The organism is Microbacterium sp. LCT-H2, assembly GCF_001866135.1.
In the GTDB taxonomy this organism is placed as follows: domain Bacteria; phylum Actinomycetota; class Actinomycetes; order Actinomycetales; family Microbacteriaceae; genus Microbacterium.
In genome coordinates this window covers 134,880-159,223 of the sequence record NZ_MODW01000006.1, presented here as the reverse complement: position 1 = coordinate 159,223, position 24,344 = coordinate 134,880, and the positions used below count along the sequence as shown (strand labels likewise).

General features: G+C 71.0%; 23 protein-coding genes and 1 riboswitch. Of the genes, 1 reads left to right on the top strand and 22 read right to left on the bottom strand.

Going from position 1 to position 24,344, the window contains the following annotated elements; translation table 11 throughout:
* Window positions 1–25: 25 nt before the first annotated feature.
* From argH to infC, 22 genes are all read right to left on the bottom strand, one after another.
* Window positions 26–1,453, bottom strand: a complete 1,428-nt coding sequence (gene argH, locus BK819_RS14345) for an argininosuccinate lyase (protein WP_071329724.1) — start codon at window positions 1,451–1,453, stop codon at window positions 26–28.
* Window positions 1,453–2,382, bottom strand: a complete 930-nt coding sequence (gene argF, locus BK819_RS14340) for an ornithine carbamoyltransferase (protein WP_071329723.1) — start codon at window positions 2,380–2,382, stop codon at window positions 1,453–1,455. Before argF ends, argH begins: the two co-directional genes overlap by 1 nt.
* Window positions 2,379–3,584 carry an acetylornithine transaminase gene (locus BK819_RS14335; RefSeq protein WP_071329722.1) on the bottom strand — a complete coding sequence of 402 codons (1,206 nt, stop codon included), beginning with the start codon at window positions 3,582–3,584 and terminating at the stop codon, window positions 2,379–2,381. The genes argF and BK819_RS14335 overlap by 4 nt, the downstream gene beginning before the upstream one ends.
* A complete protein-coding gene (argB, locus tag BK819_RS14330; RefSeq protein ID WP_071329721.1) occupies window positions 3,581–4,498 on the bottom strand; it encodes an acetylglutamate kinase in 918 nt (305 codons plus the stop codon). Before argB ends, BK819_RS14335 begins: the two co-directional genes overlap by 4 nt.
* Entirely contained in the window at window positions 4,495–5,652 is a 1,158-nt protein-coding gene (gene argJ, locus BK819_RS14325) for a bifunctional glutamate N-acetyltransferase/amino-acid acetyltransferase ArgJ (protein WP_071329720.1), read from the bottom strand. The genes argB and argJ overlap by 4 nt, the downstream gene beginning before the upstream one ends.
* Window positions 5,649–6,710 carry an N-acetyl-gamma-glutamyl-phosphate reductase gene (gene argC, locus BK819_RS14320; protein ID WP_071329719.1) on the bottom strand — a complete coding sequence of 354 codons (1,062 nt, stop codon included), beginning with the start codon at window positions 6,708–6,710 and terminating at the stop codon, window positions 5,649–5,651. Before argC ends, argJ begins: the two co-directional genes overlap by 4 nt.
* 239 nt (window positions 6,711–6,949) lie before the next feature.
* The gene (locus tag BK819_RS14315) at window positions 6,950–9,097 is read right to left on the bottom strand and encodes a bifunctional hydroxymethylpyrimidine kinase/phosphomethylpyrimidine kinase (RefSeq protein ID WP_071329718.1); all 2,148 of its coding nucleotides are present in this window, start codon (window positions 9,095–9,097) and stop codon (window positions 6,950–6,952) included.
* Window positions 9,094–9,942, bottom strand: a complete 849-nt coding sequence (thiM, locus tag BK819_RS14310) for a hydroxyethylthiazole kinase (RefSeq protein ID WP_083391812.1) — start codon at window positions 9,940–9,942, stop codon at window positions 9,094–9,096. Before thiM ends, BK819_RS14315 begins: the two co-directional genes overlap by 4 nt.
* Window positions 9,934–10,027: riboswitch (TPP riboswitch) on the bottom strand. It overlaps the preceding gene by 9 nt.
* A 7-nt stretch (window positions 10,028–10,034) precedes the next feature.
* On the bottom strand, window positions 10,035–11,006 hold the full coding sequence (locus BK819_RS14305; RefSeq protein WP_071329717.1) for an NAD-dependent epimerase/dehydratase family protein: 972 nt from the start codon (window positions 11,004–11,006) through the stop codon (window positions 10,035–10,037).
* A gap of 237 nt (window positions 11,007–11,243) precedes the next feature.
* On the bottom strand, window positions 11,244–13,748 hold the full coding sequence (gene pheT / locus BK819_RS14300; protein ID WP_071329716.1) for a phenylalanine--tRNA ligase subunit beta: 2,505 nt from the start codon (window positions 13,746–13,748) through the stop codon (window positions 11,244–11,246).
* Window positions 13,748–14,788: a phenylalanine--tRNA ligase subunit alpha gene (pheS, locus tag BK819_RS14295; RefSeq protein WP_025105270.1), complete on the bottom strand. Its 1,041-nt coding sequence runs from the start codon at window positions 14,786–14,788 to the stop codon at window positions 13,748–13,750. The genes pheT and pheS overlap by 1 nt, the downstream gene beginning before the upstream one ends.
* A 49-nt stretch (window positions 14,789–14,837) precedes the next feature.
* Window positions 14,838–15,764, bottom strand: a complete 927-nt coding sequence (locus BK819_RS14290; RefSeq protein ID WP_071329715.1) for an amino acid ABC transporter permease — start codon at window positions 15,762–15,764, stop codon at window positions 14,838–14,840.
* Window positions 15,761–16,408 (bottom strand): amino acid ABC transporter permease, encoded by a 648-nt coding sequence (locus BK819_RS14285; protein ID WP_071329714.1) that lies wholly within the window; start codon window positions 16,406–16,408, stop codon window positions 15,761–15,763. The genes BK819_RS14290 and BK819_RS14285 overlap by 4 nt, the downstream gene beginning before the upstream one ends.
* An 84-nt stretch (window positions 16,409–16,492) precedes the next feature.
* Entirely contained in the window at window positions 16,493–17,407 is a 915-nt protein-coding gene (locus BK819_RS14280; protein WP_025105273.1) for a glutamate ABC transporter substrate-binding protein, read from the bottom strand.
* 46 nt (window positions 17,408–17,453) lie between these two features.
* A complete protein-coding gene (locus tag BK819_RS14275) occupies window positions 17,454–18,200 on the bottom strand; it encodes an amino acid ABC transporter ATP-binding protein (protein WP_025105274.1) in 747 nt (248 codons plus the stop codon).
* Between the two features lie 261 nt (window positions 18,201–18,461).
* Window positions 18,462–19,427: a TAXI family TRAP transporter solute-binding subunit gene (locus BK819_RS14270; RefSeq protein WP_256209482.1), complete on the bottom strand. Its 966-nt coding sequence runs from the start codon at window positions 19,425–19,427 to the stop codon at window positions 18,462–18,464.
* Window positions 19,424–20,797, bottom strand: coding sequence for an ATP-binding protein (locus tag BK819_RS14265; RefSeq protein WP_071329713.1), 1,374 nt, complete (start codon window positions 20,795–20,797; stop codon window positions 19,424–19,426). The genes BK819_RS14270 and BK819_RS14265 overlap by 4 nt, the downstream gene beginning before the upstream one ends.
* A gap of 3 nt (window positions 20,798–20,800) precedes the next feature.
* Entirely contained in the window at window positions 20,801–21,472 is a 672-nt protein-coding gene (locus tag BK819_RS14260; protein WP_071329712.1) for a response regulator transcription factor, read from the bottom strand.
* A 22-nt stretch (window positions 21,473–21,494) separates the two neighbouring features.
* Window positions 21,495–22,307: an RNA methyltransferase gene (locus BK819_RS14255; RefSeq protein ID WP_071329711.1), complete on the bottom strand. Its 813-nt coding sequence runs from the start codon at window positions 22,305–22,307 to the stop codon at window positions 21,495–21,497.
* 88 nt (window positions 22,308–22,395) lie between these two features.
* Window positions 22,396–22,782, bottom strand: a complete 387-nt coding sequence (gene rplT / locus BK819_RS14250) for a 50S ribosomal protein L20 (RefSeq protein ID WP_017202428.1) — start codon at window positions 22,780–22,782, stop codon at window positions 22,396–22,398.
* Between the two features lie 32 nt (window positions 22,783–22,814).
* Window positions 22,815–23,009, bottom strand: coding sequence for a 50S ribosomal protein L35 (gene rpmI / locus BK819_RS14245; protein WP_025105280.1), 195 nt, complete (start codon window positions 23,007–23,009; stop codon window positions 22,815–22,817).
* A gap of 72 nt (window positions 23,010–23,081) precedes the next feature.
* The gene (gene infC / locus BK819_RS14240; RefSeq protein ID WP_083391811.1) at window positions 23,082–23,708 is read right to left on the bottom strand and encodes a translation initiation factor IF-3; all 627 of its coding nucleotides are present in this window, start codon (window positions 23,706–23,708) and stop codon (window positions 23,082–23,084) included.
* Window positions 23,709–23,940: 232 nt separating this feature from the next.
* On the opposite strand from infC, the gene BK819_RS14235 reads away from it, so the two are divergent.
* The gene (locus BK819_RS14235; protein ID WP_025105282.1) at window positions 23,941–24,339 is read left to right on the top strand and encodes a DUF1844 domain-containing protein; all 399 of its coding nucleotides are present in this window, start codon (window positions 23,941–23,943) and stop codon (window positions 24,337–24,339) included.
* Window positions 24,340–24,344: the final 5 nt, after the last annotated feature.

The following is a 24,344-nucleotide window of genomic DNA, read 5'->3' as shown; positions in this document are numbered from 1 at the left end:
AACGCCCGGGCCGGCCGCCCCACGGTTACAGACCGAGCGCGTGTGCGGCCGCCTGGGCACGGGCGATGAGCTCGGCGCGCTGCTCGGCGACCCGCTCCGGAGCGGTTCCGCCGACACCCGTGCGCGACGCGACAGAGCCCTCGATCGTGAGCACCTCGCGGACCTCGGGGACGAGGTGCGGCGACACCGACAGCAGCAGCTCGTCGGAGGCGTCCTCCAGCCCGATCCCCTGCTCCTCGCAGGCACGGACGAGCGCGCCGGAGATCTCGTGGGCGTCGCGGAACGGCACGCGCCGCTTCACCAACCACTCGGCGACATCGGTGGCCAGTGAGAACCCCTGGGGGGCGAGCTCGGCCATGCGCTCCGTGTGGAAACGCAGCGTCGCGATCATCCCGGCGAACGCCGGCAGCACGACCTCGAGCGTCTGCACCGAATCGAAGACCGGCTCCTTGTCCTCCTGCAGATCACGGTTGTACGCGAGGGGCAGGCCCTTGAGGGTCGCCAGCAGGCCGGACAGGTTGCCGATGAGACGCCCGGACTTGCCGCGCGCGAGCTCGGCGATGTCCGGATTCTTCTTCTGCGGCATGATGCTGGAACCCGTGGAGTAGCCGTCGTCGAGGGTGACGAAGCCGAACTCGCGGGTGTTCCAGAGGATGATCTCCTCGGACAGGCGGGAGAGGTCGACCCCCGTCATCGCCGCGATGAACGCGAACTCCGCCACGACGTCCCGCGCGGCGGTGCCGTCGAGGGAGTTCTCCGCGGGACGGTCGAGACCCAGTTCGGTCGCGACGAGCGCGGGATCCAGGCCCAGGGTCGACCCCGCGAGCGCTCCCCCGCCGTACGGCGAGACGCCGGCGCGACGACGCCAGTCGACGAGGCGCTCGAGCTCGCGCACCAGCGGCCAGGCGTGGGCCTGGAGGTGATGGGCGAGCAGCACCGGCTGCGCGTGCTGGAGGTGCGTGCGACCGGGCAGGATCGCGTCGGGATGCGCCTCCGCCTGCGCCACGAGGGCATCGATCACGCGCAGCAGGTCGCGGGCGATCACCCGGGCGTGGTCGATCAGGTACATCCGCACGAGTGTGGCGATCTGGTCGTTCCGGCTGCGGCCGGCGCGGAGACGTCCGCCCAGCTCCGGCCCCAGCTCGGCGATCAGCGCCTGCTCGAGCGCGCCGTGCACGTCCTCGTCGGTGGGCTGCGGCTGCAGGGTGCCGTCGGCGACCTTGCGCGCCACGGCGTCGAGGCCCTCGTGCATCCGGGCGGCCTCATCCGGCTCCAGGTAGCCCGCGGCGGCCAGCGCCGTGGCATGCGCGTGCGAACCGGCGATGTCGTACGGCGCGAGGATCCAGTCGAAGTGCGTCGAGCGGCTCAGCTCGACGAGCTCCGGCGACGGACCGGTGGCGAACCGCGCGCCCCAGAGCGCGCCCTCGTTGGTACCTTCGTGCGAGCCGGCCATCACGCGTCCTTCTTCCCGAGGAGCCAGACCAGCAGGGCTTTCTGGGCGTGCAGGCGGTTCTCCGCCTCGTTCCAGACCACGCTCTGCGGGCCGTCGATGACGGCGGAATCCACCTCGTAGCCGCGATCGGCGGGGAGGCAGTGGATGAAGATCGCGTCGTCGTGCGCGAGCTCCATGGTCTCGGGCGTGACCTTGTAGCCCCCGAGATCGCGGATCCGCGCGAGCTTCTCCTCCTCCTTGCCCATCGACACCCAGGTGTCGGTGACGACGACGTCAGCGCCCGCGGCCGCCTCGACCGGGTCGGTGAAGAGCGTGATCGATCCCCCGGTCTCCCTGGCACGACGGTCGGCCGCCTCGATGACGTCGGCGCGCGGTGCGTAGTCCTCCGGCGAGGCGATGCGCACGTGCATGCCGGCCGTGACGCCCGCGAGCGCGTAGGAGTGCGCCATGTTGCTCTGGCCGTCGCCGAAGAACGTCAGCGTGAGGCCCTTCAGGTCGCCCTTGTGCTCACGGATGGTCAGCAGATCGGCGAGGAGCTGGCAGGGGTGGAAGTCGTCGGACAGCGCGTTGATCACGGGGACCCGCGTGCCGGCGGCCATCTCCTCCAGGCCCGACTGCGCGTAGGTGCGCCACACGATCGCCGCGACCTGGCGCTCGAGAACCCGGGCCGTGTCGGACGGCGTCTCCTTCCCGCCGAGCTGGCTGCTCGCCGTGGAGATGATGAGCGGCGTGCCGCCGAGGTCGGCGATCCCCACCGCGAACGAGACGCGCGTCCGGGTGGACGACTTGTCGAAGATCACGGCGACGGTCTGCGGTCCGGCGAGGCTCTTGTCCGCCCAGCGATCCTTCTTGAGTTCGAGCGCGAGATCGAGGATCTCCGCCTGCTCGGCGGGCGTCAGATCGTCGTCGCGCAGCAGGTGGCGGGTCATGCGGGGACCTTTCCGGTGGCGGAGGAGTGGACGTCGGAGAGTGCGGCGGCGAACAGCTCGCGGAACTCCGCCAGCTCGGCATCGCCGATCGTCAGAGCCGGCGCGACGCGCACGGTCTCAGGGTTGGCGGCGTTGACGATGAGACCGCGGTCCTGGGCGGCGGCGACGACCGCACCCGCCACCGGCTCCGTGAGCGCGACACCGACGAGGAGTCCACGGCCGCGGACCCCGGCGATCAGCGGGGAGTCGATGCCGAGGATGATCTCCCGCAGCTCCGCACCGCGGCGCGCGGCGTTGTCGACGAGTTCGGCACGCTCGATCTCGGCCAGCACCGCGTCCGCCACGGCCGTCGCGAGCGGGTTGCCGCCGAACGTGGAGCCGTGCGAACCGGGGGTGAACAGGGCACTCGCGGCGCCGTAGGTGACGAGGGCGCCGATCGGGAATCCGCCGCCGATGCCCTTGGCGAGCGTGATCGCGTCAGGCGTGATGCCCTCGTGGCTGAACCCGAACCAGGCGCCGGTGCGGCCCGCGCCCGTCTGGATCTCGTCGACGATGAGCAGGGCGCCGTGCGCGAGGGTCAGCGAGCGCGCCGCGGCGAGGTAGCCCTCGGGGAGCTCGACGACGCCGGCCTCACCCTGGATCGGCTCCACGATGACCGCGGCGACACGGTCGTCCATCGCGGCCTCCAGCGCTTCGATCGTGGCCGGGATGTGCTCCACGCCTCCCGGCATCGGCGCGAACGGCGCGCGCATCGACTCCTTGGCGGTGAGGGCGAGCGAGCCCATCGTCCGGCCGTGGAAGCCGTTCTCCAGCGCGAGGATGCGCGGACGCTCCGCCCCGCCGTGCAGCCGGGCGAGCTTGAACGCGGCCTCGTTGGCCTCGGCACCGGAGTTCGAGAAGAAGACCCGACCGTCCAGCCCCGCTCCGGCCAGGCGCTTGAGCCGGGCGGCGAGCGCGAGCTGCGGCGGGGTCGCGAAGTAGTTGGAGACGTGCGCGAGGGTGGCGGCCTGCCGCGACACCGCCTCGACGAACACCGGGTGCGCGTGTCCGAGGGAGGTCACGGCGATGCCTGCGAGGAAGTCGAGGTAGCGTCGGTCTTCGGCGTCCCACAGGTACGAGCCCTCACCGCGGGTCAGCAGCGCGAGGCGCTCCCCCGCGTTGAGCACGAGATCACGTGCCGCGTCGTCCTGCCAGACGGTCATGCCGTCGCCCCTTTCTCTGCCAGGACCACTTCGGTCCCGATTCCCTTGCTGGTGAACAGTTCGACGAGCACCGAGTGCGGCACCCGTCCGTCGATGATCGCCGCCGCGTCGACGCCGCCCTCGACCGCATCGAGGCACGCGCGCATCTTCGGGATCATCCCCGACTCCAGCCGCGGCAGCATCTCGATGAGCGCGTCCGAGGTGAGGTGCGACACGAGCGAGTCCCGGTTGGGCCAGTCGGCGTACAGCCCCGGCACATCGGTGAGGATGACGAGCTTGCGCGCCCCGAGGGCCACGGCCAGGGCGGCCGCGGCGGCGTCGGCGTTGACGTTGAGGGACTGCCCCGGGTGGTCGAGGTCGGGCGCGATGCTCGACACGACGGGGATCCGCCCCGCGGCAAGGTGATCGAGCACCGGCGTCGGGTCGACCTGGACCACGTCGCCCACGCGGCCGAGGTCCACCTCCTCGCCGTCGATCATGACACCGCGACGACGCCCGCCGAAGAGCCCGGCGTCCTCGCCGCTGAGCCCGGTGGCGATGGGGCCGTGCGAGTTGATCTTCGACACGAGCTGCGGGTTGACCTGACCGGTGAGCACCATCCGCACGACGCCGATCGCCTCGGTGTTGGTGACGCGGTACCCGCCCTTGAACTCGCTGGGGATCTCCAGCCGCTGCAGCATGTCGGAGATCTGCGGCCCGCCCCCGTGCACGACGACCGGCTGCACGCCGACGTAGCGGAGGTACGCGATGTCCTGGGCGAAGGCCTCCTGCAGCTCGTCCGAGACCATGGCGTTCCCGCCGTACTTGACGACGACGATCTGGTCGCGGAACTTCTTCAGCCATGGCAGCGACTCGATGAGGGTGGTGGCCTTCTGCGCCGCGATGTCCGGCGTGGTGTCCTGGATGTCGGTCATGAGGCGTAGGCGCTGTTCTCGTGCACGTAGTCGTGGGTGAGGTCGTTGGTGAGCACCGTGGCGGTGACCTCCCCGACCTTGAGGTCGATCATCAGGTGCGTGGCGCGCGGCGTCAGATCGACCTCCTCGCGGGGGCGGTCGGGGCCACCGGCGGTGCAGACGCGGACGCCGTTCATCCACACGTCGACGTCGTAGGGGTCGAACTGCGCGGCCGTCGTGCCGATCGCCGCAAGGACGCGGCCCCAGTTCGGGTCGTTGCCGAAGATGGCCGCCTTGAACAGGTTGTTGCGGGCGACCGAGCGGCCGACCTCGACGGCGTCCTGCTCGGAGACGGCGTGCTGCACCTCGATCGTGATGTCGTGGCTCGCCCCCTCCGCGTCGCCCTGCAGCTTGACCGCGAGCTCCTGGCAGAGCTCGGTGAGCGCCTCGGCGAAGTCGTCGAGATCGGGGACGACCTCGGAGGCGCCGTTGGCGAGCAGCGTCACCTGGTCGTTGGTCGACATGCAGCCGTCGGAGTCGAGGCGGTCGAACGTGCGTCCCGTCGCCCGGCGCAGGGCCTCATCGGCCTGGAGCGGTTCGAGCACGGCGTCGGTGGTGAGCACCACGAGCATCGTCGCCAGACCGGGGGCGAGCATGCCCGCGCCCTTCGCCATGCCGCCGATCGTCCAGCCGTCGCGGGTCACCACAGCGGTCTTCGCGACGGTGTCCGTGGTCATGATGGCGTGCGCGGCGCTCTCGCCGCCGTCGGCGCTCAGCTCGGCGATCGCCTGCGCGGTGCCCGCGAGGACCTTCTCGCGGAAGACCTCGTCGCCCGTCCCGATGAGCCCGGTGGAGCAGACGAGAACGTCGCCCGCGCTGATGCCGAGCAGCTCGGCCGCCTTCTCCGCGGTCTGGTGGGTGGTCTGGAACCCGAAGCTGCCGGTGAAGCAGTTCGCCCCGCCCGAGTTGAGGACGACGGCCTCGACCACGCGGTCCGCGACCGCCTGCTGGGACCAGATGATGGGGTTGGCCTTGGCGCGGTTGCTCGTGAAGACCGCGGCGCCGACCTTGCGGGGGCCGCGGTTGACCACGACGGCGACATCGGGCTTGCCGGTCGACTTGAGTCCGGCGGCGACCCCGGCCGCCTCGAATCCTGCGGGGGCGGTGACGCTCACGGGGCGACTCCGTTCACTGAGAGGGCGCGGGTCTCGGGAAGCCCCCGCGCGATGTTCATGGACTGGACGGCAGCTCCGGCGGTGCCCTTGACGAGGTTGTCGACGGCGGTGACCACCGTCACGCGGTTCGCGGCGCGGTCGATCGCGAGGCCCACCAGGGCCGTGTTCGCCCCGAGCACGTCGGCGGTGCGCGGGAAGCTCCCCTCCGGCAGCAGCTGGACGAAGGTCTCGTCGCCGTAGGCGCTCTCCCACGCCTGACGGATCTCGGCGTCGCTCACACCCTCGGCGATCGGCGCCGTGCACGTGGCGAGGATGCCACGCGACATCGGCACGAGGACCGGAGTGAACGAGATCCGGATGTCCTGGGCCCCTGAGTCTGTCGACGGGCGGGCGGCGGCGAGCGCCTGACGGATCTCCGGGATGTGGCGGTGCGTGCCGCCGACGGCATAGGGGTTCGCGGAGCCGAGGATCTCGCTGGCGAGGAGGTTCGTCTTCAGGCTCTTGCCGGCCCCGGACGGGCCGACGGCCAGGACGGAGACGATGTCGCCCGGGTCGATCACACCGGCCGCGACACCGGGGGCGAGGCTCAGGCTCACCGTGGAGGCGTTGCACCCGGGCGCGGCGATCCGGGTCGCGCTGCGGAGCACCTCCCGCTGCTTGTCGCCTCCGACGAGGAGCTCGGGCACGCCGTACGTCCACGGCTCGTGGAACGCCCCGCCGTAGAACGCGTCCCACTCCGCGGACGAGGTGAGCCGGTGGTCGGCTCCTGCGTCGATCACCAGCGGGGTGTCGCCGAGGGCGTCCGTGTACTGCCCGGACTGGCCGTGCGGGAGGGCCAGGAACACGATGTCGTGTCCGGCGAGGACCTCCGGCGTGGTGTCCTGCAGCGTGAGGTGGGCGAGCGAGCGGAGGTGCGGCTGGTGGGCGACGAGAGGCTGTCCGGCATTCGAGTGCGCCGTGACGGTGCGGATCTCGACGTCGGGGTGAGCGGCCAGGAGGCGCAGGATCTCGCCGCCTGCGTAGCCGGAGGCGCCGGAGACGGCGACGGAATACGTCATGCTTCTACCTTAACGGTCGGGTCCTCGACGATCTCGGGACCGGGGGCGGGGCCGGAGGCGGCGACACCGGCACTCGACCGCCGCGCGGACGCAGGCAGAAGGGCGGGGTCGCCTAGAATCGGCGGCCGCGACGTCGGCGCACGGCGATGACGCTCGGGACGAGCGTCGAAGGAGCGGTGGCGACCGAAGGCATGCGGCGACGATAGCGCGGGCGCGTTCGGCACCGCAAATCCGGGGCGTCACACGACAGCGCGGGCGACCGGTGCGGCGAAGAAGGCACGTTCGTGGGCGCTCGAGGCGAGGAAGGCGCGCCGCATCCGCTCCCGGCCGGCGTCGTCGGCCCTCGCGGCCGCGGCGGCGACGTGCGCGACGGCCTGCCGGGTGGCCTCCGCGAAGGCCGGATCCGCGTAGGTGGCGAGCCACGACGCGTAGGGATGCCGGGGGTCGCGGGGCGCCGCGCCGAACGCTCCGGCATGGAGCCGCTCCCCCAGGTCGGTGTAGAGCCAGAAGCACGGCAGCACGGCCGCGATCAGTGCGGCGTAGTCGCCGCCGAAGCCGACGGCCCGCAGATGGTCGAGGTAGGCGACCGTCGCCGGCGCGGGGTCCGTCGCGAAGGTGGCGCCACTCACGCCGGTCTCCGGTGTCAGCCACGACGCGTGCAGCTCCAGCTCGCCGCGGATCGCGCCGTGGGCGGCCTCAGCCCAGAACGCCTGCTCGTCGGGGGTCGGGGCGAGGCGCGACGCCTCCGCGAGCACCCGGGCGTACTCGCGGAGGTAGAGGGCGTCCTGCGCGAGGTAGAAGACGAAGGCATCGCGGTCGAGAGTCCCCTCGGCGAGCGCGCGCACGAAGGGCAGCGCATCGATGTCGCGGCGGATCGCGGCGGTCTCCTCCCACCAGGCCGCAGCCACCTGCTCCGGCGTCGGCCGGGTCTCGACCCCGCCGCGCGCCCAGAGCCCCGCGAGATGATGGATCGGGCCGTGTCCTCGCCCGACGTCCAGGTCGTCCGCCGCGCGGAGGGCCTCCCGCAGCCAGGCGCGCGCGGCGCGGACCGCGGACGCCGGATCGTCGCCCCTCGCCAGTCGTGTGGCCAGAGCCGCGGACAGCGAGCAGCCGGTCCCGTGGGTGTTCTCCGTCATGATGCGTGCCCCGGGGAACTCCGCGTGCTCTCCCGCCGCGGCATCGATCAGGGCGTCCGGCGCCTCGTCCCCCGGCAGGTGACCGCCCTTCACGAGCACCGCGGTCCCCGTGGCCGCCGACAGCTCCTGCGCCGCGGCGAGCGCGTCCGTCCAGTCGGCCACCTCGTGACTGACGAGCACCGCCAGCTCGGCGAGGTTCGGGGTGACCACGGTCGCCAGAGGCAGCAGGTCCCGGAGCTCCCGATCGGCATCGGCCTGGAGCAGCCGGTCCCCCGAGGTCGCGATCATGACCGGGTCGAGCACGACGATCGGGGGCTGGGTGTCCCGGAGCCACGCGGCGACCGTCCGGATCACGTCGACGTCCGCGAGCATGCCGATCTTCACGGCGTCGATGCGGATGTCGTCGGCGACGGCGTCGAGCTGCGCGCGCAGGAACTCCGCGGGAGGGACGTGCACGGCACGGACGCCCTGCGTGTTCTGGGCGGTCAGGGCCGTGAGGGCGGCCATGCCGTAGCCCCCGTGCGCGGCGATCGCCTTGAGGTCGGCCTGGATGCCTGCGCCGCCGGATGGATCGCTGCCGGCGATGCTGAGCACATGCGGCACCGCCCGTCCGAGCCACCGCCGACGGAAGGCCGCGGCGGCGGCCCGCGGGTCGTCCGCCGCGCACAGCGCCGAGACCACCGCGATCCCGGCGGCACCGGCCGCGCGCAACGCCCCCGTGTCGTCGAGGTCCACCCCGCCGATCGCGACGCACGGCAGCGCACTGCGCGCGGCGAACGCGGCGAAGCCGTCGATGCCGAGAGGGGCCGGGTGGTCGGGCTTCGTGCGCGTGGGGCGGATCACGCCGACCCCGAGGTAGTCGACCGTCCCCGGCGGCAGCGCGTTCACGGCATCGAGATGGGCAGGGGTGTTCGCGGTGAGCCCGATCAGGGCCTCCGGGCCGAGGAGCTCGCGCGCGCGGAGCACCGAGGCGTCCGCCTGGCCGAGGTGCACCCCGTCCACCCTGGCACCGCGGCGACGGGCCTCGACGGCCGCATCGAGGCGATCGTTCACGACGAGCAGCGCGCGACCGTCGATGGCAGCGGACAGAGCAAGGAGCTGGTCGACGGTCTCCTCGTCCGTCGCCTCCTTGTCGCGGAGCTGCACGATGCGGACCCCACCCGCCACGGCCTCGCGGACCGTCTCCACCACCCCGCAGGCGCCGCACAGCGACCGATCGGTGACGAGGTAGAGGGACAGGTCGACGGTCATCGGGCCTCCTCCTCGACGCGGGCGCGGGCACGGAGGTCCCCCGGCGTCACGGCGGACAGGGCGTCGAGCAGTCCGACGGCGAAGCTGCCTGGTCCGCGGGAGGTCTCCGCCGCCTGCTCGGCCGCGACCGTGTAGACGAGGGTGGCCGCGGCCACCGCCGTCAGCGCGTCGGTCCCGGTACCGCGGGCCGCCCCGAGGAAGGCCGCCATCACGGCCCCCAGCGCGCAGCCGCCGCCGGTCACCCGCGTGAGCAGCTCGTGCCCGTTGGCGATGCGGATCACCCGTTCCCCGTCGGTGAGGAGGTCGACCGGACCGGAGACGGCGACCACGGAGCTGTGCCGGTCGGCGAGCTCCCGCGCCGCCGCTGCCGCCGCCTCGGTCCCGTCCGTCGCGTCGACACCCCGGCCGCCGCTGCTGTGTCCGGCCAGCGCGAGGATCTCCGACGCGTTGCCGCGGAGGGCGGTGGGGCGCAGCGCGGCCAGCTCGTGGGCCAAGGCCGTCCGCACCGGGAGGGTGCCGATCGCGACGGGATCGAGCACCCACGGCGTGCCGGCGGCGCGCGCTCCCGCCACGGCCTCCCTGCTCGCCTCCCGCTGCTCCGGGGTCGGCGTGCCGAGATTGATGAGGAGCCCCGAGGCGGCAGCGGCGAACGGCTCGGCCTCGCCGACGATGTCGACCATGGCCGGCGCCGCCCCGAGCGCCAGCAGCACGTTGGCGGTGAACCCCGTCACCACGGCGTTCGTGACGCAGTGCGTCAACGGTGGCGTAGCCCTGACCTCCTCCCGCAGCCTTCCCGCCGCGGCGGCGAGGTCGAGGACGGATTGCGGACGCACAGGATCGCTCATGGGCGACATCCCTTCGCTAGTACGAACTAGATCAGGTTCGACGGGTGTGATCTCAGCCGCGGATGCGGCACCCCGTGTCACTGCCTCGCAGTCTAGCGAGCGAGGGCGTCGAGCAACGCCCGCTCCTCCGTCCGTGTGAGCCCGGCGCGGCGCTCCCGGTCCACGCCCCGTTCGCGCTCGTCCGCCACGACGCGTTCCACCGTCTCGTCGAGGGGGCGGAGCGTGCCTCCGCTGCGGCGATACCGCGCGTTCGAGCGGGTCATGAACCCGCGCATCCCGGGTGGCAGCCACAGCGGCAGCGACCGCGGTCCCGCCCAGTAGGCGACGCCTTCCGCGACGAGACGCTCCTCCGTGCCGACGACGAGCGGCCCGGTGTGCCCGGTGGCCGCGCGCACGGTCTGCAGCACGTCGTCCAGCTGGCGCACGTCGCCGATCGCGTTCACGGCACCGGTGACGGTGGCGGACAGGACGAAGGCGGCGACGTCCTCGACGTCGATGATCTGCGCCATGCGCCCGTCGAGCGGCGGGAGCAGAACCGGCTCGTCCAGGGCCCGGAGGAACGCCGCGGCCCAGTAGCCGAAGCGATCGCTGGGGTCGCCGTCGCCGACGATGAGGCCGGGACGGACGAGGAGCGCACGGTCGCCGAGGCTCTCCTGCACGGCGTCCTCCGCCGCGGCCTTCTGCCGCGCGTAGTCGTCGTCCTCACCGGCCTGCGCCGCCGGGTGCCGCGGGGCCGACTCGTCGGTCCCGACCGTCTCGTCGTCGCGGTACACCGACATCGACGAGATGTACGTCCACCGGGCGGCACGGTCGCCGAGTGCGCGGACCGCCCCGGAGACGTGATCGACGCGGGAGGAGACGTCGACGACGTGGTCCCAGTCGGTGCGCGAGACGACGTCATAGGCGTCCTCGTCGTCGCGGTCGGCGAGCACGAGGGTCGCTCCCGGTGGCGACGGCCGCCCGCCGCGGGCCAGGCAGGTCACGGTCGCCCCCGCCCCGAGCGCCTGCGCGGCGATGCGCCCCGACAGCCATCCGGTTCCCCCCAAGATCAGCACATCCGTCATGTGCCCATGTCATCAGGATCGACGACTCGGGGAAAGGGCCTCCGCTCAGAGCGGAGCGGCAGGACAGGCCATCACGCGAGCACAGGCCCTCACGCGAGCACAGGCCACCCCGCAATACAGCCCACCCCGCGAACACAGGCCATGACGCGAGCACAGGCCACCGGCACTGCTGTCACCTGATGCCACGCGAGCGCCTGATGCCGCGCGACCTCCCGAGGAACCCGCGCGGCATCAGGATCAGTCGCGGAGGGCGGCGCCGAAGCGCTCCGCGGCGACGACGACGCCCGCCATCTTCGCCTCGGAGGCCTCCGCGGCGGTCAGCGTGCGGTCGTCGGCGCGGAAGCGCAGGGCGAACGTCAGCGACTTCGATCCCTCGGGCACGCCCTCGCCGCGGTAGTCGTCCACGAGCCGGACGGACTCCAGCAGCGCGCCAGCGCCCTCGGCGAGAGCCGCGCGGACCTCGCCCGCCGGCACCTCGGCCGGGAGCGTGAGCGAGACGTCCTGCGTCGCGGCCGGGAACGTGGAGAGCGATGCCGCCACGATGCGTCCTCCGGCGAGCGTGAGCAGCCGGTCGAGGTCCAGCTCCAGCACGGTGGCGCGACCCGGCAGATCGGCCTCCTCGGCGACGGCCGGATGAAGCTCGCCGACGTAGCCGACCTCCTCGCCCCCGGCGACGAGCGCACCGGTGCGTCCGGGGTGGAGTGCGGCGCGCTGTGTCTGCACGACGTCGATCTCGATGCCCGCGGCGGCCCCGATCACGCGGACCGCGTCGAGCGCCTCGACGAGCCCGGCGGCTTCGGCGGCACGACCCGGCTGACGCGGCGACACATTGCCGGTCAGCAGCACCGCGACGTGGCGCTCCTGCGGGGGGATGGAGGCGTCGAGCTCGGCGAGCACCTCATCGGACGGCCGGACACCCAGCGGCGGAACCTCGGCGGTGCCGTACTCCACGCCGGGCTCCGGGACGAACACGGCGCCTGTCTCGAACAGCGCAAGATCCGTGAGCCCGCGCGAGATGTTGCGGTGCGCGGTCTGCAGCAGACCGGGGATGAGCGAGCGCCGCAGGAACGGCACCTGCCCGTCGAGCGGGTTCGCGAGGCGGATGCTGGGCAGGTGCTCACCGGACGCGGAACCGTGCAGATCGTTCTGCGCCTCGGTCGTGAACGGGAACGCCGGAGTCTCGACGAACCCCGCGGCCGCGAGAGCGTTCGCCACGCGTCGACGCCCCTGCTGGTGGGCCGTGAGGCCGCGACCGGACGGCGGAGTCGGCAGCACCGCGGGGATGCGGTCGAGCCCGTGGATGCGGGCGACCTCCTCGGCGAGCGTCCACTTGTCGGTGAGGTCCGGGCGCCAGGTCGGCGGGATGACCGTCCAGCCGTTCTCCGCCGCGGTGACCTCCGCGCCGATCGTCGTGAGCGCGCCGGTGATCTCGTCGTCGGTGTAGTCGACGCCGATCAGCCCCTGCACGAAGCCGCGCGGGAGCTCGATCTCGGCGACGAAGACCTCGGCGAAGAGCGCGCCACCTTCCTCCGTGAGCGTGCCACCGGCGAGCTCGACCATGAGGTCGGCTGCGCGCCGGGCCGCGACGAACGGGATCAGCGGGTCGACGCCCCGCTCGAAGCGCTTGGACGCCTCGCTCGGGAGCTTGTGCCGGCGGGCCGTGCGGGCGATGGTCGTCGCGTCGAAGGTCGCCGCCTCGATGAGCACGTTCCGCGTGGTGTCGCTCATCTCGGTGGTGCCGCCGCCCATGACACCGGCGAGGCCGATGGGACCGGAGTCGTCGGTGATGAGGAGGTCTTCGACGTGCAGCTTCCGCTCCACGCCGTCGAGCGTGGTCATCTTCTCCCCCGGCGTCGCGCGCCGGACGGTGATGCCGCCCGTGAGCTTGTCGAGGTCGTAGCCGTGCAGCGGCTGCCCGAGCTCGAGCATGACGTAGTTCGTGATGTCGATGAGCACACCCAGCGACCGCATGCCCGCGAGGCTCAGGCGCGCGATCATCCACGGCGGGGTGGGCCGCGACGGATCGACGTCGCGCACGACCCTGGTGACGAACTCGCTTGCGCCGACCCGGCCGCGCACCGGCGCCTGGTCGTCGACCACGGCCGTGTGTCCGGAACCGGGCTGCAGCTCGGCGAAGTCGCGCTCGGCGGGGTCGCGGAAGGCCGCCCCCGTGGCGTGGGAGTACTCACGGGCGATGCCGCGCACCGAGAAGGCGTAGCCGCGGTCCGGCGTGACGTTGATCTCCACCGCGACGTCGTCGAGGCCCAGCAGCGCGATCGCGTCCGTGCCGACGGGGGCATCGATCCCGAGGTCGCTCAGCACGACGATTCCGTTGTGCTCGTCGCCGAGCCCCAGCTCGCGCGCGGAGGCGATCATGCCGTCGGAGACGTGACCGTAGGTCTTGCGGGCGGCGATGGGGAACGGCCCGGGAAGGACAGCGCCGGGCAGGGTCACGACGACCTTGTCGCCGACGCCGAAGTTGTGCGCGCCGCAGACGATCCCGCGGACGCCGCCGTGCTCGGGACCGACGTCGACCTGGCACCAGTTGATGGTCTTGCCGTTCGACTGGGGCTCCGGCTCGAGCGAGACGACCTGGCCGACCACCACGGGACCCGTGATGTCGAAGCGGTGCACGTCCTCCTCTTCGAAGCCGACGGTCACCAGCGCCGCGAGGACGTCCTCGGGCGTGGCCTCCGCTGCCAGATCGACGTACTCACGCAGCCACGAAAGCGGGACGCGCATCACACCACCATCCCGTACTGCTCGCTGAAACGGACGTCGCCCTCGGCCATGTCGCGCATGTCCTGCACATCGCTGCGGAACATCAGGCCCCGCTCGATGCCCATGCCGAACGCGAAGCCGCTGTACACCTCCGGGTCGATCCCGGCCGCGCGCAGCACGTTCGGGTTGACCATGCCGCAGCCGCCCCACTCGATCCAGCGCGCGCCGCCCTTGAAGGTCGGGTGCCACAGGTCGAGCTCGGCGGAGGGCTCGGTGAAGGGGAAGTAGTTCGTGCGGAAGCGGGTCTTGGCCTCCGGACCGAAGAGCTGCTTCGCGAAGTGGTCGAGCGTGCCCTTGAGGTGCGCCATCGTGATGCCCTTGTCGACGACCAGTCCCTCGAACTGCGTGAAGACCGGGAGGTGCGTGGCGTCGAACTCGTCCGTGCGGTACACGCGGCCCGGGCACAGCACGTAGATGGGGACCTCGCGGTTCAGCATCGACCGCACCTGCACCGGGCTCGTGTGCGTCCGCATGACGAGGTGGCGCGAGGTCGGGTCGACGTAGAAGGTGTCCTGCTCCTGGCGGGCGGGGTGATCGACGTCGAAGTTCAGGGCGTCGAAGTTGAACCACTCGTGCTCGAGCTCCGGCCCCTCTGCGATCTCCCACCCCATGCCGACGAAGATGTCCTCGACGTGGTCCTGCAGGAGAGCGAGCGGGTGCCGGGCGCCGACGCGCGTCCGCGACGGGACGGCGGTGATGTCGACGCGCTCGGCCTCCAGGCGCGCGGCGACCTCGGCGGCGGCCAGCTCGGCCTCCTTCGCCGCGAGCGCCTGGTTCACACGACCGCGGCCCTGGCCGACGAGCTTGCCGAATGCGGCCTTGTTCTCGGGGGCGACCTGGCGCATCGAGGCGTTCAGGACCGCGAGCGGCGATCCCTCCGCGACGTGCGCCGCACGGGCGGCTTTCAGCGCGGCGGTGTCGGCGGCCGCGTCGATCGCCGCGAGGGCGTCGGCGACAGCGGCTTCGACCGCTTCGGGGGTGATTTCCGGAGACTCTGACACGGGAGTCGAGTCTACCGGCGCGGGACGGGCGTCCCGCGCCGGTGGCGGCTCAGAGGCCGGAAGCGCCGGAGCTGTTGGCGTCGAACTTGCCCAGCCCGCGCTGCGCCACGATGAGCGACGTGTTCGTCTCCCCGTCGTGCTGGCGAGGGTCCGCCTCGTCCGGCCCGGCCTTGGCCGACCGCTTCGCCCGACGCTGCATGCGGTAGGCGATGTAGGAGAGCACCAGACAGACCGCGACGTACATCGAGCCGCCGACGATCGCGGCGGGGATCAGCGGCGACCCGTAGGGCGCCTGGTTGCCGATCTGGTTGATGACGTACAGCAGCTCCTTGTACGTGATGATGAAGCCGAGCGCGGTGTCCTTCAGGGCCACCACGAGCTGCGCGATGATCACGGGCATCATCGCCCGGACGGCCTGCGGGATGAGGATGAAGTACATGACCCCGGTCTTGCGCAGACCGATCGCGTAACCGGCCTCCTTCTGTCCGCGCGGCAGCGACTCGATCCCGGCGCGCAGCACCTCCGCGAGCACCGAGCCGTTGTAGACGATGAGCGCGATGACCACCGCGTAGTACGGGGGCATCCTGATGCCGATCACGGGGAGGCCGTAGTACAGCAGCATCATGAGGATCAGGACGGGGATCGCCCGCATGATCTCGATGATCCACCGCACCGGCTCACGCACCCAGACGTGCTCGGAGAGGCGGCCGATGCCGAGGATGAAACCGAGGACCAGAGAGCCGACACCGGCGACGGCGAACGCGGAGAGCGTGCTGAGCAGCCCCTCCCCGAACCGCACCCAGACCGCCGAGTACGTGAAGATGTTCCACTTCTCCGCGGAGAACTGGCCGGTGGCATACAGGCGCCAGACCACCCAGCCGAGCACGGCGAGCACGACCAGGATCGTGACGGCACCGATGATCCGGTTGCGGGCAACCGCGCGGGGGCCCGGGACGTCGAACAGGACGGAACTCATCGCGCGATCCTCCACTTGTTCTCGAGTACGCGCTGCACCCAGCTCAGGAGCAGCACGAGCACGACGAAGATGACCATGACCCAGAGCAGCACGACGAGGGCGTTCTCGCCCCGCTCGCTGAGTGCCGCCCGGATCGTGCCGAGGTTGACCACCGAGAAGCCGGCGGCCACCGTGGTGTTCTTCATGAGGGCGATCAGCACGCTCATGAGCGGTGGGACCACGGACCGCGTCGCCTGGGGCAGCACGACGAAGCGCATGACCTGGCCGAAGTTGAGGCCGATGGCCCGTGCCGCCTCCGCCTGTCCGACCGGCACCGTGTTGATGCCGGCACGGATCGCCTCCGCGACGTACGTGGCGGTGTAGATGCCGAGCGCGATCGTCGCCAGCAGCAGGGAGTTGACCCGCTCCCCCATCAGGATCGGAAGGCAGAACGCGAAGAAGAACATCACCAGCGTGAGCGGGGTGTTCCGGATCCAGTTCACGTACACGGCGCCGACGCCGCGCGCGATCGGGACCGGGGACACGCGGGCCGCTCCGACGATGAGTCCGAGCACCACGGCGATGAGGCCACCGCCGAGGAACAGCGCGATGGTTCCCCACAGCGCTTCACCCCAGAGGTCGAGGTGGTCAGAGATCACTCCCACTGCTGTGCCTTTCGGTTCGTTTCCGCGTCAGGTCGACGCCGAGGAGGACGGGGGCGGCCGGTCGGACCGGCCGCCCCCGGGAGATCAACCGACCGGGTCGACCTCGGGCTGCTCGGCCTTCACACCGGAGGCGCCGAGATTGTTGTCGAAGATCTGCTGCCAGATGTCGCCACCGTCGGTGAGCTGCGTGTTGAAGTACTCGACGAGCGCGTCGTCGCCCTTCGCCACACCGATGCCGTAGCGCTCCTCGCTGAACGGCTCGCCCACGACCTTGAGGTTGTCGGGGTCCTGCGCGGCGTAGCCGATGAGGATGGCCTCGTCGGTGGTGACCGCGTCGACCTGACCATTCTTGAGGTCCTCGACGCACTTGGAGTACGTGTCGTACTCCTTCGTCTTCACCTCGGGGTAGTTCTCCTTGATGTTCTGGATCGGCGTCGAACCCGTCGCCGAGCAGACCGTCGTCGAGGAGTCGAGGTCGTCGACGCTCGCGATGTCGCTGTCGGCGGCAACGAGGAGGCCCTGGCCGGTGACGAAGTAGGGACCGGCGAAGGCGATCTGCTCTTTGCGCTTGTCCGTGATGGAGTAGGTGCCGACGTAGTAGTCGATGTCACCGTTGACGATGGCCTGCTCGCGGTTCGCGGAGGCGATCGCCTGGAACTCGATCTTCTCCGGGTCGACGCCGAGGGATGCCGCCATCCAGCGGGCGATGTCGACGTCGAAGCCGGTCCGCTCGCCGGTCACGGGGTCGAGGTAGCCGAGACCGGGCTGGTCCTCCTTGACGCCCACCTTGACGGTGCCCGACGAGGAGATGCGGTCGAACGTGGGGCTCCCCTCGATCGTGACGTCCTCCTCGACGGTCCAGGGCGTGCTGCTCGAGGTGTCGCCCTCGTCGCTCCCCGAGGTGCCGGTGCTCGACGGCGTGCCGCTGTTGCAGGCCGTGAGCGCGAGCAGCGCCACCGTGGCGATCCCGAATCCGGCCAGTGTCCGTGTGCGTCGCATGTGCGTCTCCTTCGTGTGCTGTGCTGTGGGTGCTGGGTCTGGGAAGTCAGTGCGTGAGGAGCTTCGAGAGGAAGTCCTTGGCGCGGTCGCTCTTCGGGTTCGTGAAGAACTCCTCGGGCTTGGCCTCCTCGACGATCCGACCGTCCGCCATGAAGACGACGCGATCGGCCGCCTTGCGGGCGAAGCCCATCTCGTGGGTGACGACGATCATCGTCATGCCCTCCTGGGCGAGCTCGACCATGACGTCGAGGACCTCGTTGATCATCTCCGGGTCGAGGGCGCTCGTGGGCTCGTCGAAGAGCATCACCTTCGGCTGCATGGCGAGGGCCCGTGCGATCGCGACGCGCTGCTGCTGGCCGCCGGAGAGCTGCGCGGGAAGCTTGTTCGCCTGCTGGGCGACGCCGACGCGCTTGAGGAGCATCATCGCCTCGGCCTCAGCATCGGACTTCTTGAGTCCCCGGACCTTGATCGGGCCGAGCGTCACGTTCTCGAGGATCGTGAGGTGCGCGAAGAGGTTGAAGGACTGGAAGACCATGCCGACGTCGGCGCGCAGGTGCGCGAGTGCCTTGCCCTCCGCGGGCAGCTCCTTGCCGTCGATGCGGATCGAGCCGCTGGTGATGGTCTCCAGGCGGTTGATCGTGCGGCAGAGCGTCGACTTGCCCGAGCCGGAGGGGCCGATCACGACGACGACCTCCCCCGCGTTGACGGTGAGGTCGATGTCGCTGAGCGCCTGGAACTCGCCGTAGTGCTTCTGGACGTTCTCGACGACGACGAGCGGGGTTTCAGAGGTCATCATTTCTCCAAACTAGCCACGCGATGCGCGCGGTTCCAGGCACCACGGTGAGGTTTACATGTTCGTAATCACCTGATCGCGGGGCCAATGCATCTTCGCAAGGGCACCCCACGGCCCGCCCCCTCGGGCCGCGGGATCGCCCTGCTGCCACGCTCCCAGCGACAGCAGGCAGCAGGTGTCCGATCGTGTGCGATCGACCTCACCCTGGCAGAGCGCGCCGACGGCTGTCAGAGATCTTGAGGATTTCTTGAGGGGCGCAGGTCACCGGCGCAGATCGCGGTAGTACTGCTCCGCGCCCGGGTGCAGGGGGACCGGCCCGGTGAAGATCGCAGATCGTCGGTCCAGCAGGGCCGCCGCCGGGACGTCGGCGGCCAGCGTGGTGCGCGCGGCGAACAGGCCGGCGACGAGGTCATGCACCACGCCGGGCGGGGTGCTGCCGGCGGTGACGAGGTAGTTCGGCACCGCCAACGTCGTCACCGCGGCATCGAGGCCGTAGGTGCCTGCGGGCACATCGGCGGGTCGATACGCATGCGAGTAGCGCTCGTTGACCGCGTTCACCCAGTCCTGCTCGACCGGGAGCAGGCGCACGTCGATGGTCTCCGCGAGGTCCGCGATGCCGGGCGTCGGCAGCCCTCCCACCCAGAAGAAGCCGTCGATCTCGCCGCGCTCCATCGCGGCGATCGACCCGCCGAGGTCGAGCTGCGGATCGTCGATCACGTCGGCCGCGACGCCGGCCGCGTGGAGCACGCGGGTGGCGATCACGTTCACCCCCGAGTTCTCGGCCCCGAGAGAGATCGTCCGTCCGGAGAGGTCCGCGAGGTCTTCGACGGCCGAGTCGTCCCGCACGACGATCTGCAGGTACTCGTCGTAGAGACGGGCGACCGCCTGCACGTCCAGCGGCTCGGTGAACGCTCCCGTCCCCGCCACGGCATCGGCAGCCGCGTCGCCCTGCGCGAAGCCGAGGAGCGCCTCCCCCGCGCTCACGCGCAGCAGGTTGTCCACCGATCCCGCCGTCACCTCCGCCGTGAGGTCGACGTCGAGCCCACGCGACAGCTCTGTCGCGAGGTGGCTGCCGTAGTCGTGGTAGACACCGGTGGGGCTGCCCGCGGCGAGCACGGCGGCGGTCTCCGTCCAGTCCTCGGAACGCGGACTGCACGCGCTCACCGCGACCGCCGCCGTCACGAGCGCGAGCATCCCGGCGACGACGCGCCGCCCCCGCCGGCTCACGCTGCCGCCTCCGCGGGGAGGACGAGGGCCACGAGGAGCCCGCCGCCGTCGGCGCCGCACACCCTCAACTCGCCCCCGACCGTCGCGAGGAGGTCGGTCGCGATCGCCAGCCCGAGCCCGGTTCCCGGCATGTCACCGCTGTCCGCGCTCCGCCAGAAGCGGTCCGCCGCCGACGACGCGTCCTCCGGCGACAGCCCGGGACCGTGGTCGCGCACGGTGAGCTGGTATTCGTCGCCCTCGCGCTGCGCACCGACCTCGATAGACGAGCCCTCCGGCGAGTACTTCACCGCGTTGTCGATCGCGGCGTCGAGAGCACTCTCGACGATGGTGCGGTCGGTGATCGTCATGACCGACGGCTCCCCCGTCCGGCGCAGCACGATGGCCCGGTGGGCGGCCACCTCCTGCCATGCCTCGACTCGGCGGGCGGCCACGGCGGCGAGATCGACCGCCGACATGGTGGAGTCGGTGCGACCGCCGCGCGCGAGCCCGAGGAGCGTCTCCAGGATGCGGGTCATCCGCCGGCCCTCCTCCCTGGTCTCCTCCACGTCGTGGTCCCACTCGTGCCCCAGCCCTGTCGCGAGGTGCTCGACGCGCAGCAACAGCGCGTTGAGCGGATTCCGCAGCTCGTGCGAGGCGTTCAGCGCGAACTCCTGCTGCCGGGTCATGACGCGCTCGATCTCGTCGGCCATGCCGTTGAACACCCGCGTCATGCGCCGCAGCTCGGGCGGCCCGGTCCCCTCGGCCACCCGGGCGTCCATCTCCCCCCGCTCGATCGCCGCCATCGCCTCGTCGAGACGGCGCACCGGCGAGAGCACCCAGCGCGCGAGCCCCGCGACCAGGAGGATGCCGAGCGCGCTGAGCAGCACGACGATGAGAGCGAGCACGAGCGTCTGCCGCAGGATGACCGTCTGCGGCGTGTCCGTGCCACCCGTGACGAGCACCGCGCCGATCACATCCCCGTCGTCGAACACGGGTTCCACCAGTGCCGCATCGGACACGACCCACGGGAAGGACGTCGGTTGCTCGGCGCGGCGACCGGAGAGCGCCAACCGCACCCGCTGCGCATCCTCCTCCGACAGCACCGTGTCTCCGTGGTCACCGGCCGCCCAGGGGCTGCCGGTGAGATCGAACACGGTCACCTCGATCCCGTAGACCTCTTGGAAGCGGCGGACCTCGGCGTCCATCACCGCCGGACTCCCGGAGCGCAGCGCCTGTCGGGCGCTCGTCGCGAAGTACCCGAGGTCGCCGAGCTGCTCGGCGTAGAACGACTGCTGGACGCTGCGTGCCGCGCTCCACCCGGTCACGCCGCCGAGTGCGACGAGCACGATGATCAACGGCACGAGGAAGACGACGGTCAGGCGGCGGCGCACGCGTCAGGACCCCGCGAGCCGGTAGCCGACGCCACGCACGGTCTCGATGAACGCGCGATCGCCGCTCTTCTTCCGGATGGCGGCCACGTGCACCTCGAGGGAGTGGCCGAAGCCACGCCAATCGGTGTTCCAGACCTCGCGGATGAGGCGCTCCTTCGGCACCGCGACGCCCGGATACCGCGCGAGCACGCCCACGATGTCGAACTCCTTGCGGGTGAGCGCGAGCGGCACCCCGCCGACCTGCACCTCCCGCGCGACGAGGTCGATCTGCACCGCCCCGTCATGCAGCAGCACCCGGGTGTCCGGTTCCGTGCGCAGCGGCCGTGATCGCCGGGTGACTGCCTCGATCCGCGCCAGGAGCTCGTGCACGTCATAGGGCTTCACCACGAAGTCGTCGGCACCGGCGCGCAGCCCCTTGATCCGCTCGGCGACCTGGTTGCGCGCGGTGACGATCACGATCGGGACGTCGGAGCGCCCGCGGATGCGGCGGCACAGATCGATCCCGTCGACGTCGGGCAGCCCGAGATCCAGCAGCACCACCTCGGTGTCCGCATCGAGGTGCTCCAGCGCCGCGGCCCCGTCGGCCGCATGCACGGTGGCGTAGCCCGAGCGCGCGAGGAAGGCCTGCAAGGCCCCCGCCACCCGCTCGTCATCCTCGACGATCAGTATCTGCATCCCGCGTCCCGTTCTTCGCCGGTCAGCCGGTGGAGGCCGCGCGTTGGGCGAACGCGCTCTCGTACAGGCAGACACTCGCCGCGGTGGCCAGGTTGAGCGATTCGGCGCGGCCGAAGATCGGCAACCGGAGGACACGGTCGGCCTGAGTCAGCGCCTCGTCCTCGAGCCCGCGCGCCTCGTTGCCGAACAGCCAGGCGGTCGGCTCACCGAGCACGCCGTCGGCGCGTGCCGCGAGGAGGTCATCCCCCTTCACGTCCGCCGCGAGGATCTGCAGGCCCGCATCGTGTGCACGCCGGACGACCTCGTCGAGCTCACTGCCCACCGAGACCGGAAGGTGGAAGAGCGAGCCGGTCGTCGCCCGCACCACCTTGGGGTTGTATGGATCGACCGTGCGACCAGTGAGCACGACGGCATCGGCGCCGGCGGCGTCGGCGGCCCGGATGATGGTGCCGAGGTTGCCCGGGTCGCGCACCTCCTCGCAGATCGCGACGAGACGCGGTGCCGCATCGAAGATGTCCCGCACCGAGGTCGGCGTCTGACGGACGACCGCGACGAGCCCCTGCGGGGTCACCGTGTCGGCCATCGCGTGGAGGACGTCCTCGCTCACGTACTCGACGTCGACATCCGCCTCCGCGGCGACGGCTCGGATGTCCGCGTGCTTCTCCCACCCGTGCGGGGTCGCGAACAGCTCGACGATCGCTTCGGGACGGTACGTCAGCGCCTCACGGACGGACTGCGGACCTTCGAGCAGAAAAAGACCGGTCTCGGTGCGCGCGCTGCGCTTGGTCAGCTTGGCGACGGCACGGACTCGGGGGGAACGGGGGTTCTCCAGCACGAACTCAGTCTACGGTCAGCCCGACGCCGCCCGGATACGCGGAACGGGCGCCTTCCCGGAGGAAAGCGCCCGTTCGGAAGCGAGATGCTTACGCGGCCGACTTCGGCGCGTTGACGTCGGAGGGCAGAGCCTTCTTCGCCGTCTCGACCAGCGTCGTGAACGTCGCGGCGTCGTTCACCGCGAGGTCGGCGAGCATGCGACGGTCGACCGTGACACCCGCGAGGCCCAGCCCCTGGATGAAGCGGTTGTACGTCATGCCGTTCTGGCGGGCCGCAGCGTTGATGCGCTGGATCCACAGACGACGGAAGTCGCCCTTGCGCTTGCGGCGGTCCCGGTACGAGTAGACCAGGGAGTGGATGACCTGCTCCTTGGCCTTCCGGTAGAGGCGCGAACGCTGACCGCGGTAGCCGGAGGCGCGCTCGAGGATGACCCGACGCTTCTTGTGGGCGTTGACCGCCCGCTTGACTCTTGCCATTTTCCTGTGTTCCTATCCTGCGATCGGGCGCGTCAGCGACCGAGAAGCTTCTTCGCGACCTTGAAGTCCGCCTTCGCGAGCACCTGGTCCTGGTTCAGACGACGGGTGCGACGGCTCGACTTGTGCTCGAGGTTGTGGCGCATCCCGGCCTGCTGCTTCTTCAGCTTGCCGCTGCCGGTGATCTTGAAGCGCTTCTTAGCACCCGAGTGGGTCTTCTGCTTCGGCATCTTCTCTTCCTTCGTATGGCGCCTTCTCAGGCGACGGTGTCAACCCGCGGTGCGGGAGTTCTGGGGGCGGACCTACTCCGCCTTGGCGTCCGCGTCGTTCTTCGCCTCGCGCGCGGCCTGCTTGTTCGCGGCGCGCACGGCGTTCTGCTCCTGCTTCGCCTCGGACTTGCTCTTGTGCGGCGCGACGACCATCACCATGTTGCGGCCATCGATGGTCGGGTTCGACTCGACCGTGCCGAACTCGGCGACGTCATCGGCGAACTTGCGCAGCAGACGGACACCCTGCTCCGGGCGCGACTGCTCGCGACCGCGGAAGAGGATCATGGCCTTGACCTTGTCGCCGGCCTTGAGGAAGCCCTCGGCGCGCTTGAGCTTCGTCGTGTAGTCGTGCGCCTCGATCTTCAGACGGAAGCGGACTTCCTTGAGGATCGTGTTCGCCTGGTTGCGACGCGCTTCCTTTTCCTTCTGCGCGGCCTCGTACTTGAACTTGCCGTAGTCCATGATCTTGACAACGGGCGGCTTCGAGTTCGGGGCGACCTCGACGAGGTCGAGATCGGCTTCCTGGGCGAGACGCAGCGCTGCCTCGATGCGGACAACGCCGATCTGCTCACCCGCGGGGCCGACGAGGCGGACCTCGGGGACGCGGATGCGCTCATTGGTACGGGGATCGCTGATGCGGAGCTCCTTAGACGATGTGATTCGGCCACCGTGATGCGGTCTGCATCCCGGGCGAAATCGGAGTCGTCCCCCACCCGCCGGCGTTCAGATGCCGGCTTCGCACCCTGTCTACCGGCCTCTCATGACGAGCGGAGCCGGCGGAGCGCAAGACCCGGTAGCCTGGAACGGCAAGCGCGGGTGGGAAGTGAATCCTCTTTCGATCCGGAGCATGACGCTCCGGAGCCCGCCAAAGTCTAACAGAAAGCAAGGCGAAGTGACGAACCAGGCATCGGACGAGGCGGCCCGCGAGCGCGAGGAGCGATGGGCTCGGCAGGAGGAGGCAGCCTCCTCGGCCGTCCGTGACATCGCCGACGTCCCGGCCGTCGAGGTGATCACGACCGCCGCCGTGCACCTCATGAGCGCCGCGGCCGTGAAGCTCGGCCTGGCGGACGACCCCGACGCCGCGGCCCAGCTCGACCTCGATGAGGCGCGCAAGCTCATCAACGCCCTGGCAGGGCTCATCACCGCCGGCGCCCCGGAGATCAGCGACATGCACGCACGCTCACTGCGCGACGGCCTCCGTTCGCTGCAGCTCGCCTTCCGCGAGGCCTCGACCATCCCCGACCCGATCGGCAAGGGGCCGGGCGAGAAGTGGACCGGCCCCGTCACCTGATCCGG

Bases quoted from the DNA above. Each gene is read 5' to 3' on its own strand.
- argH (WP_071329724.1), bottom strand. From the start codon at position 1,453: ATGGCCGGCTCGCACGAAGGTACCAACGAGGGCGCGCTCTGGGGCGCG.
- argF (WP_071329723.1), bottom strand. From the start codon at position 2,382: ATGACCCGCCACCTGCTGCGCGACGACGATCTGACGCCCGCCGAGCAG.
- BK819_RS14335 (WP_071329722.1), bottom strand. From the start codon at position 3,584: ATGACCGTCTGGCAGGACGACGCGGCACGTGATCTCGTGCTCAACGCG.
- argB (WP_071329721.1), bottom strand. From the start codon at position 4,498: ATGACCGACATCCAGGACACCACGCCGGACATCGCGGCGCAGAAGGCC.
- argC (WP_071329719.1), bottom strand. From the start codon at position 6,710: ATGACGTATTCCGTCGCCGTCTCCGGCGCCTCCGGCTACGCAGGCGGC.
- BK819_RS14315 (WP_071329718.1), bottom strand. From the start codon at position 9,097: ATGACCGTCGACCTGTCCCTCTACCTCGTCACCGATCGGTCGCTGTGC.
- thiM (WP_083391812.1), bottom strand. From the start codon at position 9,942: ATGAGCGATCCTGTGCGTCCGCAATCCGTCCTCGACCTCGCCGCCGCG.
- BK819_RS14305 (WP_071329717.1), bottom strand. From the start codon at position 11,006: ATGACGGATGTGCTGATCTTGGGGGGAACCGGATGGCTGTCGGGGCGC.
- pheT (WP_071329716.1), bottom strand. From the start codon at position 13,748: ATGCGCGTCCCGCTTTCGTGGCTGCGTGAGTACGTCGATCTGGCAGCG.
- BK819_RS14290 (WP_071329715.1), bottom strand. From the start codon at position 15,764: ATGAGTTCCGTCCTGTTCGACGTCCCGGGCCCCCGCGCGGTTGCCCGC.
- BK819_RS14280 (WP_025105273.1), bottom strand. From the start codon at position 17,407: ATGCGACGCACACGGACACTGGCCGGATTCGGGATCGCCACGGTGGCG.
- BK819_RS14275 (WP_025105274.1), bottom strand. From the start codon at position 18,200: ATGACCTCTGAAACCCCGCTCGTCGTCGTCGAGAACGTCCAGAAGCAC.
- BK819_RS14260 (WP_071329712.1), bottom strand. From the start codon at position 21,472: ATGCAGATACTGATCGTCGAGGATGACGAGCGGGTGGCGGGGGCCTTG.
- rplT (WP_017202428.1), bottom strand. From the start codon at position 22,782: ATGGCAAGAGTCAAGCGGGCGGTCAACGCCCACAAGAAGCGTCGGGTC.
- rpmI (WP_025105280.1), bottom strand. From the start codon at position 23,009: ATGCCGAAGCAGAAGACCCACTCGGGTGCTAAGAAGCGCTTCAAGATC.